Below are 15,003 nucleotides of genomic sequence, written 5' to 3'. Positions count from 1 at the left end.
AAGGTAAGCAAAAGCTTACCTTACGATTACAACAACCGCACCTCTGACTTCGATCACATCAACTTCCCTGCCGCCGGAAATCACCTCTTTCTTTATCTCTACGGCTTCGGGCTCGAGCTCGATCGGTTTGTCGTCTACATTAACGGTTATTTTTCCTGAGGCTGCCTGGGATTCAATTTCAGCAGGACTTTCAGCCTTGAGAGCTTTCACGATAGCACCTGCATCTTTTCTGAATCTGGGGCCCAGGATACCCATATTGGGCTTAACTTCTACTGGTACGTATTCAAAGGAAGGAGCCCCTTTCATCAACTCAACTTTCGAGTTTGTGGCGCCTGCGAGATCTCCTGTGTCAATATTTGCATTGTATATCTCAAGCTTTTTCAGGGGAGCGTTAAGTGCCATTCCCAGTTCGGACTTGTATCTGCGGACCTCACCTGTTATCTCTTTAATCAATTCCCCTGCGGCTTCAGCTTCTTCATTTATGAAGCTTTCATCAACTGCTGGCCAGGCCTGTTCATGGACGCTTTCGTCACTAAACCTGGAGTACAGCTCTTCTGCAAAGAAGGGTATAAAAGGCGCAAGCAGAAGCGAGAGAGTTTTTATTGTCCTGTAGAGCACATACTGAGCTGCTCTTCTGCCTTCGGGCTCATCGCCATAAAGCCTGCCTTTTACGAGCTCCAGATAGTTGTCAGCAAGGACTTCCCAGGCAAAACCTCTTATGGCCTTGAAAGTAGAATCAAACTGGTAATCATCAAGCTCCTTTGTTGCGGTATCTACAAGCCTGTTGAGTTTACTCAGCAGCCACCTGTCAATTATAAGGAGGGAGTCAGTCTGGAATTTTTCAGCATCATCCTGTCCGAAGTCTTTCAAGTGAGACATTGAGAATCGGTAGATACTCCACAGTTTCTGAAGGAAACGAGAAGCTGAAACCACATCTTTCCAGCGGAACATTACATCCGAACCTGTGGAGCCACCAACTGCACCCCACTGCCTGAAAGCATCAGCGCTGTACTGTGTGGTTACTTCTTCAGGAGAGATAACGTTTCCAAGGGACTTGCTCATCTTATGTCCGTCAGGCCCGAGCACCATACCATTAATCACTATAGAGTCCCAGGGTCTCTTGCCTTCAAGAGCCAGGCTCCTCAGGATTGTGTAAAAGGCCCAGGTCCTTATGATATCGTGACCTTGTGGACGGATCTGCGCAGGCAGGCGGAGTTCGTGCTCGCTTTCCCAGCCCGTGACGTGTAATGCCGTAATCGAGGAGTCCATCCAGGTATCGAGGACATCGGTTTCAGGCTCAAACTCGGTTGATCCGCAGGCGCAGGCTTTCTTTGGGACAGCTTCATTCGGGTCAATCGGGAGCCAGCTTTCTTCTGCAACCATTACTTCCCCGCACTTCTTGCAGTACCAGATTGGGATTGGGGTTGCAAAGATCCTCTGTCTGGAGATGCACCAGTCCCATTCCATCGTGCCTGTCCAGTTCTGAAGCCTTACTTTCATGTATTCAGGATACCATTTGATCTCATCTGCAGCTTTCAGGATGCCGTCGTTGTCGATCTTTACGAACCACTGGGGCTCAGAGAGGATTTCAATCGGGGTGTCACAACGCCAGCAGAGCCCGACATTCTGCTCAAGAGATTTCTGGTCATAGAGGAAACCTGCAGCCTTCAGGTCTGCAATGACAGCTTCCCTGCACTCGGCAATGTTCAGGCCTTCATACTTGCCTGCCGCTTTTGTCATCTTGCCCTGTTTGTCGATGGCCTTTATGAGGGGAAGTTCGTATTTCACCCACCAGCGTACGTCCTGCTTATCTCCGAAAGTACAGATCATTACGGCGCCTGTACCGAATTCAGGCTCAACATCCTCATCGGCAATCAGAGTCACTTTCTGGCCAAAGAGCGGGACTGTAATTTCCTGACCTACATACTGGCTGTAACGCTTGTCTTCAGGGTTTACTGCAACTGCAACACAGGCTGCCATAAGTTCCGGCCTGGTGGTTGCAATATCTACCTTGTCGAAATGGACGAAATTAAGCTTTGTTTGCCTTGTTTCATACTCGACTTCTGCAAAAGCAATGGCAGTTTCGCAGCGGGGGCACCAGTTGACAGGATGTTCTTCATGATAGATATAATCATGATTATACATCCTGACAAAGGATTTCTGCGTTTTTACAAAGTATGAGGGGTCCATAGTAATAAATTCGTTACTCCAATCTACGGAAAAGCCCAGGCGCAGCATTGTTTTGCGCATCTTATCGATATTTCCTGTAGTCAGTTCCCTGCACATCTTGCGGAACTCGGCCCGTGGAACCTGGTTTTTCGTTATTTTATGAATTTCTTCAACCTTGACTTCGGTTGGCAGGCCGTGACAGTCCCAGCCCTGTGGGAACATTACATTGTACCCGCGCATACGTTTGTATCGGGCAACAAAGTCGATATAGCACCAGTTAAGCGCGTTTCCGATATGGAAATTACCTGTAGGATAAGGAGGTGGGGTGTCGATAATATATTGGGGACGGGGGTCTTCTCCCCAGTTGAAATGGTACATGGAGAGGTCCCACTTCTCCATCCATTTTTCCTCAACCTCACTTGCATTATACTCTTTTGGGATTTCTGATTCTGTCATAAAGACACTCCATGATTGGGAAATAGTGTAAGAATTCTTGGGGTTTAGAGTGCTTGCGATTATTTAAATATATCTGGTTTTGGATAGAGTAAAGATTTCTTACTTTTTAATGCCTATCCAGTATTTTACAGGAATATACTTTTTGATTCTGCTGATTGCATTTTTATCCGAAAAAACAAATTTGTCAGAGTACAATAAGGTGTTAATGTATAAAAGGTGGCTAATTATTCAAGGTGGCTAATTATTCTGGAAATTTTTGCAAGTACTGGATACTGCAAAAGCACCGGATACTGCAAATATTTTTTCCTATTTTGTTTTTATACATTAATTGGAAAAGCCATAAACATCATAATTTTGGGCAAAAAATAATTTTTAGGGGTTGAAATGCCGTCGTTAGGATAGAAACGAATTTTTAGAGGTTGAACTTTTCGTTTTTACTTCCTTTGCCTGCCAATTAAAATTCTATCGTATCAGAGCGAGGATCGGCAATAGACCTCAGTTCGGAACCGATGAGATTTACTGCAAGAACAAACAGCATGATCATGCCTCCTGAAGATAAAGCCATCATAGGTGCAGTCTGAAGGTATACAAGTCCATCTTTCAGTATTGTTCCCAGTTCCGGGGTAGGAGGCTGAATCCCAAGCCCTAAAAATCCAAGCCCGGAAATTGAAATAATCTTGGACCCCAATCCAAGCGTTGCGATCTCAATAATAGGCCCGTAACTGTTGGGAAGAATGTGGCGGAAAAGAATGTATTTATCAGATGCTCCAATTGCCCTGGCCGCCTCAACGAACCCGCTATTTTTCAGCGAAAGAGTGGATCCCCGGATTAATCGTGCATACTTTGCCCAGCCAGGAATGGAAAGTGATAGAATAATTCCTGCAGGACTTGGGCCTACAACTCCCACAATCGCAATTGAAAGAACTATACTGGGAAAAGCAAGAAAGATATCTGCCAATCGCATTAAGAAAGCATCGCACCTGCTGAAATAACCTGCATACATTCCTATGATAATTCCTGCAGGCACGATAATTAGAGTTGAAATAACTGCAATGAAGAATGAAGTCTGTGCACCATATAATATACGGCTTAAAATACACCTTCCAAACTGGTCCGTCCCAAGGGGAAAAGATGCTGATGGAGGAGATAACTTTTCTTCAAGATGCATTTCTGCAGGGTCATGCGGGGAAATCGCCGGAGCCATTACAGCCATCACGGAGATAAGAATAAACAGCAGGACTCCTATTGTAAGCGTTATATTGCTCCGCAAGACTCCCCATACTCTTTTCATTTCGGAAACTGCCAGTTTTTCATCAAAGTATGAGTGTTCCATATATATTCTCCCCATTATTCTCCCTGAGCCCGGACTGATGGGTCAAGATAAAACTGAACAAGGTCGACAAAGAGATTAATAAGCACTACAATCACCGCGAAGGTGAGCATACATCCCTGCATCACCATGATGTCCATCGAAGAAACAGAGTTAACAAGAAGTCTCCCAAGTCCTGGAAGTGCAAAAATACTTTCAATGGTAACTGCCCCTCCGAAAAGCCATCCAAACTGGGTTCCCATGTATATAATGACCGGGAGAAGTGCATTCTTTAGAGCATGCCGTTGAATAATTTTTCTGCGGTTGAGCCCCTTTGCACGTGCTGTCCTGATATAATCCTGCTCAAGCGTTTCAATCATGCTTGTCCTCATGATACGCGCTGTAATTGCAATAAGGCCAACCGAAAGGGTGAGGGATGGTAGGATGAAATATTCTATTCCTCCTGTTCCTGCAACCGGAAAGATGCCAAGATAGATGCCTCCGATGAGCATAAAAACTATAGCAATAAAATACTCAGGGCTCGAGAGGCAGACTATTGAAGTAAGCCTGCAGAGATGATCTACAGGACCGTTCTGTCTCAGAGCTGCTGCAATTCCAAGCGGGATAGCTATAATAGCCGAGAATAACAGTGAGAGAGAGGCTAGATAGAAGGTCGTGGGCAGAGCATATCTGATCTCTTCAATAGTGCTCCTTTTTGTCTGATAGGAATATCCCAGGTCTCCATGCACAACCCTTGAAATCCATTTTAGATAGCTAACATACCAGGGGTCGTCAAGCCCCATCTCTTTATGAAGTATGGCTACTGCCTCTTTAGGTGGACTTTCGGTACCAAGAGTAGCTCTGAGCGTAATTTCAGCTGGATCTCCGGGAGAAAGGGAAATTACTGTAAAAGTGATGAGAGATATCCCTACCATGACCTGTATCATTTGAAACAGACGGTTCAGTATAATTCTACGTATCATTCTTACTCAAACTCTTTTAAATGAAAAAGTGGTGGGTAGAATACCCACATCAGGAAATTGAGACATTCTGAAGGTCGAAAGAGCACTCTGTAGGATGGAGACGATATCCCTTTATGTTCGAAGTTGTGACGTCGATATTAACGTAGTAGTTAAGATACGCAACCGGCGCTTCTTCGACAACAATTGCCTGAACTTCATCATAGAGTTTTTTTCTGGCAGCTTCATCGGAAGTGGTTCTGGCCTGCTCAATCAACTGATCTACAGTATCGTTATGCCAGCGATATGCTCCCCAACCATCTATTGATGTGCCACTTGAATGATAGTCCGTCATCATTATCTCATCAGGATCAGGTACGAAAAATAGTCCCCTTCCTACGAGGTAAATATCAAAATCTCCTTTATTCCTCTGGGTATTTGCGGCATCGGTATTGAGGACCTTAAGTTCTGTCTCTATGCCTACTTTCTTAAGCTGCTGCTGGATCACCTCAGCGATCGACGGCAGTTCTGCTCTTTCAGAATAAGTCACTAATGTAATCTTCATAGGCTTGCCGTTTTTATCACGGATCCCATCACCATCCGAGTCGGTCCATCCTGCTTCATCAAGGAGTGTTTTTGCTTTATCCACGTCGTAAGTATAAGGGGTAATATCCTTGTTTGCCCAGTAAAACTGGGGAGGGAAAAGGCCTGATGCTGTGGTTCCGTATCCGTAAAGGACAGAATTCACTATCGCTTCTCGATCTATAGCATAATTAACAGCCTGACGTACCTTTTTATCGTTGAAGGGTTCCTTTTCTGTATTGAACGTTATCATCCTTACACGAGCAATCGGCTCTTCAAGGACCGTATAATCAGCCTTTTCTGTATATTTGTCAGCAACATCGGGAGAAAGAATCATTGCTATCTGAATGTCCTTACTGTCAAGGAGCATCTTTCTTGTAAGTACTTCAGGAATTATCCGGTATACCACCTTATCAACTGAAGCAACATGTCCCCAGTAATTGGGATTCTTGACAATAACAATTTCTTCTTCCGGTTTCCAGGATTCAAAGATGAAAGGCCCTGTGCCGATAGGCTTTGTGACATTTCCGCTTGCATCATAAGATCCGGGGGCGAGAGCAGCACTTTCTCCTTTGGAAAGATAAGCAGGAAGTGCAGGGAAAGTTGAATTAAGGTTGATTACTAATGTCAGGTCATCAGGAACCTCAATCGATGTTACAGGAATTTTTCCGAATGTTGATGCCGACTGGATAAAGGACCTTTCAAGAGATTTTTTCATTATTTCGGCTGTGAAAGGTGTCCCGTCATGGAATAGAACGCCCTCTCTCAATTTGAATGTCCATGTTTTTCCATCATTGGAGACTTCCCATGAATTTGCAAGATTTGGGATAATCTTTCCTTCATAATCAACTCCTACGAGAGTTTCTACGTACCCGAGCCTTTGAGGAACAGTCCCCGATATGTGAGGATCAATAGAGGTGGGACTCCATTGGCCTGAGATGGACAATGTTTGATTATCTCCTTTTTGTTCTTTGTCTGTACAGCCGGCTCCCAGGACAACGAGAACCAGTAAAATAAAGAGAATTCCCTCTTTTCTTTTCATATTTACCAATCACACCTGATACTGTTATGTATCAACATCAAACTCCACAAAAATTTACATATACAGAAAACTCTGGAGTTATCATCTTAATTTTGGGTAACCTGGTGGGACAATCCAGGATGATTTGTTGGATAATCCAGGATAATTTATTGGGGTAAGCACCCTGGAATTGTGGTTGTACCGCTAAAACTTATTAGGGGATATCGAGAGTGTACGATTAATCAAGTAGGCGAAAAATTATGGCAACGCACCCGTCTATCTTTGTATTCCATCATTTCAGGGCTGTGAAGGCATTTTTCTGTCTTTTCCGGGCAGAATTGATAATATACGCATGAACCTGGAACTTTTGTCCCTTGAGGTTCAGATGGTGGCAAGGAACTGGAATCAGAGACGGATGTGATTCTGCGGGTAAATGGGTGGTATGGCCTGTCCAGAATACCCTTCCCCTCTTCTACTATCTGCCCGGCAAACATTACAGCAGTCCTGTCACCAATAACGTGTGCAAGCCCCTGGTCGTGAGTAATGAAGAGAAGGGCACATCCGAGGTCTTGCTGGAGTGTTTTCAGGAGGTGTATAATAGATGCCTGGGTAGACACGTCGAGCATTGAAGTCGGTTCGTCACATATGAGAAGTGAAGGCTCAAGTGCGATAGCACGAGCAATAACAGCACGTTGCAGTTCTCCACCGCTGAGCTGGTGAGGATATCTGGCTGCCTGCTCAGGTTCGAGCCCAACGAGCCTAAGAAGCCTTTTTAGCTCTTCTTCCATCGGCCTTCCGCGCAACGAATCAGGATGTATGCGGAAAGGTTCGCAGATTGAGTAAGCTATTGTCCACCTGGGGTCCAGGGAGCTTTCAGGCTGTTGAGGTACAATCTGAATTTTTTTCCTGACAGAACGGAGCTCTTTCTCTTTCATCCCCGTAAGAGCCTGGCCCTCAAAGAATATCTCTCCCCGTGTTGGAGGAATAAGCAAGAGAAGCAGTCTTGAGAGAGTAGACTTTCCACATCCGCTTTCTCCTACAAGAGTAAGGGTTTCTCCTGCTTCGATCCTGATATTTACATTGTCAACAGCGATGATCCTGTTTTTTCCGGGGGAATTGGGAGCGAATATCTTGGTCAGGCCTCTTCCTTCAATCATGCGACTTTCTCCCTTCAACCATGCGATTTCCGTCCTTCACTCATACAGCCAGCACCTGACAGCCGACCCTTCTATAGGGTGGATTAGAGGAGGTTCGACCCTGCATTTTTCTATTGCAGATGTGCATCGAAACCGGAATTTACAGCCTCCATCGTTTTCTTCTGAATCTCCTGTTCCGGATGGTATAGGGTGAAGACCGTTTTCAGGGAGCGAACGAAGTAGCCCTCTGGAATAAGGGTGCAGTGGCCCGTCAAAAAATTCCCGCCTCCCTCTTATTTCCACTATCCTTCCGGAATACATGACTGCAATCCTGTCCGCGAGGTTTTTAGCAAATGGGAGATCGTGTGTGATGATTACCAGCGTAATTCCTTCTTCGCGTAAAACCCTAAGAAGGTAGGTGATAGCCTGCTTATTCATTATGTCTATACCCTTTGTAGGTTCGTCTGCAATAAGCACTTCCGGGTGACCTGAAATTCCCATAGCTACAAGTGAGCGTTGAAGCATTCCACCACTGAATGAATAAGGATAGGAATCTATTCTTTCCTCTGGGGGAGCTATTCTGATAAATTGGAGAAGTTCAAGGACCTTCTTTCTAATTTTATTTTTATCCTTTTCTATATGGAGAGAGATCGGTTCTCCAATCTGGTTCCCCACAGTCATAGAAGGATTCATTGCTCCTGTAGGGTTCTGAGGGACCCATGCAATCTTTCTGCCACGGATCATTTCAAGTTCAGTTTCAGAAAGGGTTAGAAGATCCTCTCCATGATATCGTATAACTCCGTTTACAGTGCAATTTGCAGGCAACAGCCCTAGTAACGCCAGGCCCAGTACCGATTTTCCGCTACCGCTCTCTCCTATAACTGCAAGTGTCTCAGACTGTTCTATGTTAATGTCAACCCCATCAACTGCCCGGATGACGGTGCTTGAAACGGGAAAATGTACATACAGCTGTTTAACATCAAGAATCATGGTCATCTTGCTACATCTGCGTATCTTTTGTTATGACAATTACAGGGTGTATGTTGTTACTATTTATATTTCTTTTCATATATTTCACTATAATAAACAAATAAGTTATTATATCTTAATACTAATTTTTAGTTAATTAACATTTTTGAAGGAATAATATGGTTATGCAGATCGATTGGGAGACAGCCTGGGCTGCAGGCATCGATGAGATGAATAGGCTTTCTACCACAAACTACTGGAATCAAAGGGCAGAGGATTATTCTGATATGGTACTGGCAAGTGACTGTAATCATGGCCGGAATATCCTCAACCTGTTTGAAAAGGAAGGGCTGCTGCAGAAGGATTGGCATATTTTAGATATCGCATCAGGCCCAGGAGCAATAACGATACCATTTGCAGAGAGGGTATGCCGGGTGACCGCTGTCGAGCCTGCGGAGAAGATGGCAGCAGCATTGATGTCATATGCGCAGAACAGAGGGATTTCCAATGTTGAGGTAATCCTTAAGACCTGGCAGGAAGTGGATGAGGCAGCTTATCCGAAAAACTATGATCTGGTGATCTGCTGTCATGCGCTCTGGCAATTTTCGGACATCCTTTCGCAGATCCGACGGATGGAAGCAGTATCCAGAGGGTACTGTTGTCTTGCTCATGGATTTGAGGCTCCTTCAGAGACCCTTAAACTAATGGAAGCTCTTGGGATCAATGAGGGTGAGTTTGATCAGTTCATCACGGTTTTCAATATTCTCAATGATTCTGGAGTGTACCCGAACGTTGATGTGATCGATTACACACTTAATCGGTCGGTTACCTCGGCAGTTACTTCGGTTGAGAAACTTGTTGAGAAACATCGACCTCTGGACTCCAGGGACAAAGAGATTATTCAGGAATACGTGCACAATCACGCTAATGAGGGCATGTATCAGGTTAGAGGCAGGATGGGTTTACTATGGTGGAAGGTAGCATGACTTCCGACTCACTTATAGCTCCTGTAGACTGGGTCAGATGCTGGGAAGACAGTTATGATACCCGGTCTAAAATTATGTTCAGGGACTATGAACTCAATGACTGGAATGAAAGGGCAGAGGATTATTCAGAATCCAGGCGGACAAATAATTACGAGTTCGGAGAGTCAGTATACTCTACACTTGCCCTACATGGAGTTGTTTCTCCTCGTTCAAGGGTCCTTGAAGTTGGTGCAGGTCCGGGAACGTTTGTAATACCCTTTGCAAAGAAAGTTGATCATATAACTGCTATTGAGCCTGCAGAGGGAATGATCCGTATGATCTCTCAAAATGCTGTGGAAGCCGGAGTGGATAACTATGATATTATCCCAAAAATCTGGCAGGATGTGAACATCGAAGATATCAGGGGACGGTATGACCTTACTATCACTTCAACAGTCATATGGATGTTTCGTGACATTATGACCCAGATAAGCCGGATGGAAGAGGTAACACAGGGGCACTGCTGTTGGTTTGTGGGGTAGGCACAGGGCAGACATTTGAAGCCGAACTCTGGAAGAAAATCATGGGCAATACACCTCGTCCTCAGTACCCGGAATACCCTTTGATCTATAACCTCCTTTACACATGTGGAAGAGTTCCTCATGTTAGGTTTATTAATTATACAAGTCTGAGGTCACCTGAGAACATGCTCAAAATGTACAGGGTTTTCTACTCAATCTACACAGAGGTCACACCTGAAGTTGAGGAGATTATTCGAGAAGCATTGTACCGTGACTCCGGAGAAGGTCCATGTGTCAGGAAATACCGCTCCGCTGTGGTCTGGTGGAATCCGTCTGTTCGAAGAAAAGAGTTTACAGGTATTGCCTGAGGATTTCTGGCAGTTTACATAAAAAGTGTGAAGGATAAAAAATGTGCAGGAAGAAAAATAAGAGAACAGTAAATATGAATGATTGGGAGAATCACTGAGCGAATCTTCTTCCCAATATTACTTTTTTAAACCCAATATTACTTTTTTAAACCCAATATTACTTTTTTAAACCCAATATTACTTTTTTAAAGACAGAAAATTTTATGGAATCAATCTGTCAATCCGAATTGTTCCCAGGCTTCTTTAATATTCATGGTGCGCATTCCCAGTTTTTTTGCAGGCGCTAGCTCGTTTTCGTCAGAGTCTCCTATTGACATGACACATTTGGGTTCGAGTTCAAGGCCCATCCTTTTGAGCGCAGTCATAAAAAGCCTGAGGTCAGGTTTTTTATACCCTACATCCGATGAGAAGATAACAAAGTCAAAATAATCGTGGAGCCCGAGGAACCTGAGTTCCAGTTCAGAAAAAACTCTTTGCCCATTGGAGATTACACATTTGGGAATGTTTATGCAATGTTCAATCAGTTTGATGCTCTGAGGGAAAGCCCGGAGTTTCCTTATAGAAGCTGCCCGAAAGACCCTTGAAGCTTCTACTCCCAGGCTGTTTTCGTCAATATTCCAGACCGAATTTTCCCTGCAGATCTCTGCAAAGATTTCCTCTACCTTGATCTCTGGGTACACTTCCCTGGAAATCTCCATTTTCTGTCTGACCTTAAACATGTACGTATCCCAAAGCTTTTCGGGCTCGATTTTCACTCCCTGATAGGCAAGCCATGCGCTCAGTATTTTATATGTCTCCAGGCTATGCTCGTCAGTGTGAATGTCAATGAGGGTCTCATAGCAGTCAAAGATAACCCCTTTTATATGGCAGCTCTCAAATGCCTCCTCTCCCTTTGCAAGAGAATGACTAAGAAATGTAACTTCATCCTTGCTTACCTCAGGTCCGTAATTCTCCGATATGTTCTTTCCTCCCATATCCCTTTTGCTTAAGTTTCTACTTCATGTTTTATCTGTAATTAATTGCCTTTAAACATTCACATGCTTCTCTAATGAGATAATTTCTATAGTCGCTCTGGTGAAGCCTTGCCGAGCGAAGGAGCCCTATACTCATGAAAAAAGGCAAAGTTCTGGTAATATAGTAAAAATCTTTTTCATTGCTGCTGTATTCCCAGAGGAAATTTCCGATATACGGTTCAGCTTTCTCTCCTCCCCCCATATGCAGTTCGAACTCGTTTTTAAGTTCTGCAGCTAGAATTCCGAGATCTCTTACAGGATGTGCCTCGAACCAGGAGCTTTCAAAATCAAGGGCATAAGGCTTGTCTTTGCAGAAAATATAATTGGAAAGGTTGACATCCCTGTGAACCATGCATCCGTATTCCCTGTCGAGCAGGGGGCTATACCACCATTCTCCAAGTAATTTATTGAAAGTTTCTCTAGTGTCATGGTCCAGTTTCAGATGGCCCAGGACATCATGATAATTTCTGAATTCATTTTCCTTATTATAGGAAGATTTTGTGTTATCATGCAGTTGTCGGAGCATATGCGCAACTGCAGCAAGCCTCTCATATCTTTTTTCTTCGTGCCTGATACACCAGCCCAGAGATTTTCCAGGTATATGTTCCGTTACAAGGACGCAATTGAACTTCTTATTGATTGCAAGAGGTCTTGCAACATTTATTACCGACGCAGCCTTTCTAAGGTTCCGGTACTCATTCATCATGCCTTTATATGGATTATAATCTTTCAACTGACCAGTAGGTTCGGCAAAAAACTTTGCCATAACGCTGAAGTGTTCACTCTTGAACTGGTACCTGCAGACCGTATGGGAAGAGTTGTATTTAAAAACATTAACAGAGCAATTTTTATTCCGTAGCCTATCCCCAACAACTTCTTCAACAAGCCAGTCCCTAAAAGGATCACCAGGGTTTAAAGTATTAACATGGCGGGATGCCAATTCAAATTACCCCCACTTATCCATAAATACTTCACAATTGTATCTTTTCTTTGCAATGTGCTCTTATATCCAGGTATATTTTTGTTAGAGAGCAGATGCCAGCTTTATTTTTGATATTCTACAATAATGACAGTAGTATACTATATTTGAATAAACAATATACTGATATATATTATATTGTTGTTGGTGTTTAAATGTAAGGATCTTATCCGCTCTCAAGTTCGGGCCCGCCTACATCAAACCATTTGTTGTATTCTCTTTCCTCTCAGTAGCCCCTGTAAAGCGAGTCACTCAGGAATACTCAAAAAATGCACATGAAATTCTTCGAATTACATACTCAAAAAATGAAAGAACTCTCACCCTACCTTTTTTACCCTTCAACTTCGTCATTATCTTGGGCAGGAAGGTTGTACTTATTTAGGTTCTTGAAGCCGTCAAAAAACTAGCAAGTGAATTGCCATCAAAGGCTCAAACGTGACTTTGATCACGGATGCCAAATCGCCTTCGAGACAATCACACTGCCTATACAAAATATGGGGTAATGTAAATTGGTGGGAATAATTAACAAACCTATAGTTGGAATGTTGACATTTCATTTTTGATCATTTTTACGAGTGGCGATTTTGAAATGATGACCCTTTATTTCAGTCGAATAACCCGCTAGCTTGCTGGGGGGCGCGCCAGCGCAACTTTGCTTTTGTCATTTATCACTCAATATCATCAAGTTTAGCGTACACTCACATTGTATTTTTATTTTTAATTTGTGTTGAACTAAACCCAGCATATTTATATTACTTTATACATTATTCCCCCTGTTCTGGCAATTTGGATGAAATATTCTATAAAGATAAAGCAAATTGTATGCATAAACGCATGTGGGTTTCTGTATATTTTTTAATAAGGATCGAGTAAAGCAATCTTATACGCTATTGTAAAAGGACTTACTTTAGATAACAACAGAATTCACTTTAGATAACAACATAACTCACTTTAGATAACAAAAAACTCACTTTAGATAAATAAGAGCATTTACACGGATAATTATCCGTGACTTAGACAGCCACTTAAAGCAAATTTGATTAGAAAATTTCATCTTTTTTTGAGTGGATGGAGGGATTAGAATAAGTAAATTAATTACCTTGTTGTTAGTTTTTTTTATCCTGATATTAAGCTCTGGTATTGGAACTGCAAATGAAATCTTTGTCAAGTCAGGAGAGTCCATACAGGCTGCTGTAAACAGTGCGGTTTCAGGTGATGTGATAATTGTAAAGCCTGGAACCTATACCGAGAACATAAATGTAACCGTACATAACCTGGTAATAAAATCAGAGTCTGGAAATCCTGTAAATACAATAATAATGGCTAAAAACCCGGCCTTAGATGTGTTCAATGTAGAGTCAGACAAAGTTACGATTAGCGGGTTTAAAATAATGGAGGCACATAAAGACCATGCAGGGGTCTATATGTATAAGTGCAAAAACTGCACCATTGAGAATAGTAGATTGCTGAATAATACTGTTGGAGTGTACCTGGAGAATTCGGATTATAATCTAATTCTCAATAACCTGATTGGAAAAGGAGATAAGGGAGTTGTCGCTCAGCAGTCTAACTATAACACAATCTCCGGAAACCGAGCTTCAAAAAACAGGTACGGATTCTATGTTCCAAATTCTGAGGGGAATGTAATCTCAAATAATACGCTCTCTGAAAACAAAGATTATGGGCTCGTGCTTTCAACTGGAGTAAGCAATACCCTCTCAGAAAATAATGCTTCAGATAACGGTAGAGGCATTTACCTGGGCAATTCGGATAACAATAAGATCTCAGGAAATACTATCACTTCAAATGAGATTTTTGGGCTTTTTATCTGTCCTAAAAGTGACAAGAATAGTGTTCTTAATAACTACTTCAATAATACTGTCAATGCCGTACCTAATAACGGAACCGACAACATATACTATATAGAAAAAACCCCGGGCACTAACATTGTTGGTGGATCTTATCTTGCAGGAAACTACTGGTCACAACCCAATGGACTGGGCCCCTCGGAAATCACGCCTGATACAGATGGGGACGGCATTGCTGATAAGGTCTACAAGATTGAAAACAGTGATTACGTTGATCGCATGCCTCTTGTAGCCGCTAAAGTGAAGAATCCGATTCTTCCTGTTGCAAATTTCAGTACCAATGTAACTAGTGGTCACCCTCCTCTTTCAGTCCAGTTTACCGATCTTTCGAATAATGAAAGCGAAAGAAAATGGGATTTTGAAAGTGATGAAAATATTGATTCGACGGACGAAAACCCGGTTCATACATTTGCAGAGCCTGGGACCTATACCGTTAATCTTACCGCAAGCAACGAAAACGGAACTGCTTCAAAAAGTTACATAATAGTTGTTCTTGAGGGAAGCGATACTCAAGATACCGGGCTGAATAAAATTAAGAGTTTACCTGGTTTTGAATTGATTTATGGAATTTTCGGTTTTCTTGCGGTCTTCCTGTATAGAAAAAGAGAATAAATTCTGAAGATGAAAAAGGCTGAGGAAACTTAAGGAATCAGAAAGAACATGAGCCATTGAAGGGAGTGGGGATTTA

Annotated in this window: 12 protein-coding genes; 4 read left to right on the top strand and 8 right to left on the bottom strand. The window is 42.8% G+C overall.

The features are described from left to right. Positions 1-15: 15 nt before the first annotated feature. The 6 genes from FXW07_RS02905 to FXW07_RS02880 form a co-directional block, all read right to left on the bottom strand. Entirely contained in the window at positions 16-2,625 is a 2,610-nt protein-coding gene (locus FXW07_RS02905) for a valine--tRNA ligase (protein ID WP_229393686.1), read from the bottom strand. 454 nt (positions 2,626-3,079) lie between these two features. Then, positions 3,080-3,958: an ABC transporter permease gene (locus FXW07_RS02900; protein ID WP_229393685.1), complete on the bottom strand. Its 879-nt coding sequence runs from the start codon at positions 3,956-3,958 to the stop codon at positions 3,080-3,082. Between the two features lie 14 nt (positions 3,959-3,972). Beyond that, positions 3,973-4,917, bottom strand: coding sequence for an ABC transporter permease (locus FXW07_RS02895; RefSeq protein WP_255678559.1), 945 nt, complete (start codon positions 4,915-4,917; stop codon positions 3,973-3,975). Between the two features lie 49 nt (positions 4,918-4,966). Continuing rightward, complete coding sequence (locus tag FXW07_RS02890) at positions 4,967-6,517, bottom strand: ABC transporter substrate-binding protein (protein WP_229393683.1); 1,551 nt, start codon at positions 6,515-6,517, stop codon at positions 4,967-4,969. A 221-nt stretch (positions 6,518-6,738) separates the two neighbouring features. After that, positions 6,739-7,653 carry an ABC transporter ATP-binding protein gene (locus FXW07_RS02885; RefSeq protein ID WP_229393682.1) on the bottom strand — a complete coding sequence of 305 codons (915 nt, stop codon included), beginning with the start codon at positions 7,651-7,653 and terminating at the stop codon, positions 6,739-6,741. Positions 7,654-7,689: 36 nt separating this feature from the next. Continuing rightward, positions 7,690-8,628, bottom strand: coding sequence for an ABC transporter ATP-binding protein (locus FXW07_RS02880; protein WP_229393681.1), 939 nt, complete (start codon positions 8,626-8,628; stop codon positions 7,690-7,692). A gap of 152 nt (positions 8,629-8,780) precedes the next feature. Here FXW07_RS02880 and FXW07_RS02875 point away from each other — a divergent pair, with 152 nt between their 5' ends. Genes FXW07_RS02875 through FXW07_RS02865 form a run of 3 tightly spaced genes read left to right on the top strand, consistent with a single transcriptional unit; the run spans position 8,781 to position 10,455 of the window. Beyond that, positions 8,781-9,587 carry a class I SAM-dependent methyltransferase gene (locus FXW07_RS02875; protein ID WP_229393680.1) on the top strand — a complete coding sequence of 269 codons (807 nt, stop codon included), beginning with the start codon at positions 8,781-8,783 and terminating at the stop codon, positions 9,585-9,587. Further along, positions 9,584-10,108: a class I SAM-dependent methyltransferase gene (locus FXW07_RS02870; RefSeq protein ID WP_229393679.1), complete on the top strand. Its 525-nt coding sequence runs from the start codon at positions 9,584-9,586 to the stop codon at positions 10,106-10,108. Before FXW07_RS02875 ends, FXW07_RS02870 begins: the two co-directional genes overlap by 4 nt. Further along, entirely contained in the window at positions 10,093-10,455 is a 363-nt protein-coding gene (locus FXW07_RS02865) for a hypothetical protein (protein ID WP_229393678.1), read from the top strand. Before FXW07_RS02870 ends, FXW07_RS02865 begins: the two co-directional genes overlap by 16 nt. 209 nt (positions 10,456-10,664) lie before the next feature. Here FXW07_RS02865 and FXW07_RS02860 read toward each other — a convergent pair whose 3' ends face one another. Beyond that, positions 10,665-11,429 carry an HAD family hydrolase gene (locus tag FXW07_RS02860; RefSeq protein WP_229393677.1) on the bottom strand — a complete coding sequence of 255 codons (765 nt, stop codon included), beginning with the start codon at positions 11,427-11,429 and terminating at the stop codon, positions 10,665-10,667. 31 nt (positions 11,430-11,460) lie between these two features. After that, positions 11,461-12,408: a phosphotransferase gene (locus FXW07_RS02855; protein WP_048119400.1), complete on the bottom strand. Its 948-nt coding sequence runs from the start codon at positions 12,406-12,408 to the stop codon at positions 11,461-11,463. Positions 12,409-13,550: 1,142 nt separating this feature from the next. Here FXW07_RS02855 and FXW07_RS02850 point away from each other — a divergent pair. Further along, positions 13,551-14,927 carry a NosD domain-containing protein gene (locus FXW07_RS02850; RefSeq protein WP_229393676.1) on the top strand — a complete coding sequence of 459 codons (1,377 nt, stop codon included), beginning with the start codon at positions 13,551-13,553 and terminating at the stop codon, positions 14,925-14,927. The last annotated feature ends 76 nt before the right edge of the window (positions 14,928-15,003 follow it).

The organism is Methanosarcina sp. DH1, assembly GCF_020804205.1.
GTDB lineage: Archaea > Halobacteriota > Methanosarcinia > Methanosarcinales > Methanosarcinaceae > Methanosarcina > Methanosarcina vacuolata.
This window is presented reverse-complemented; position numbering and strand designations above follow the sequence as displayed.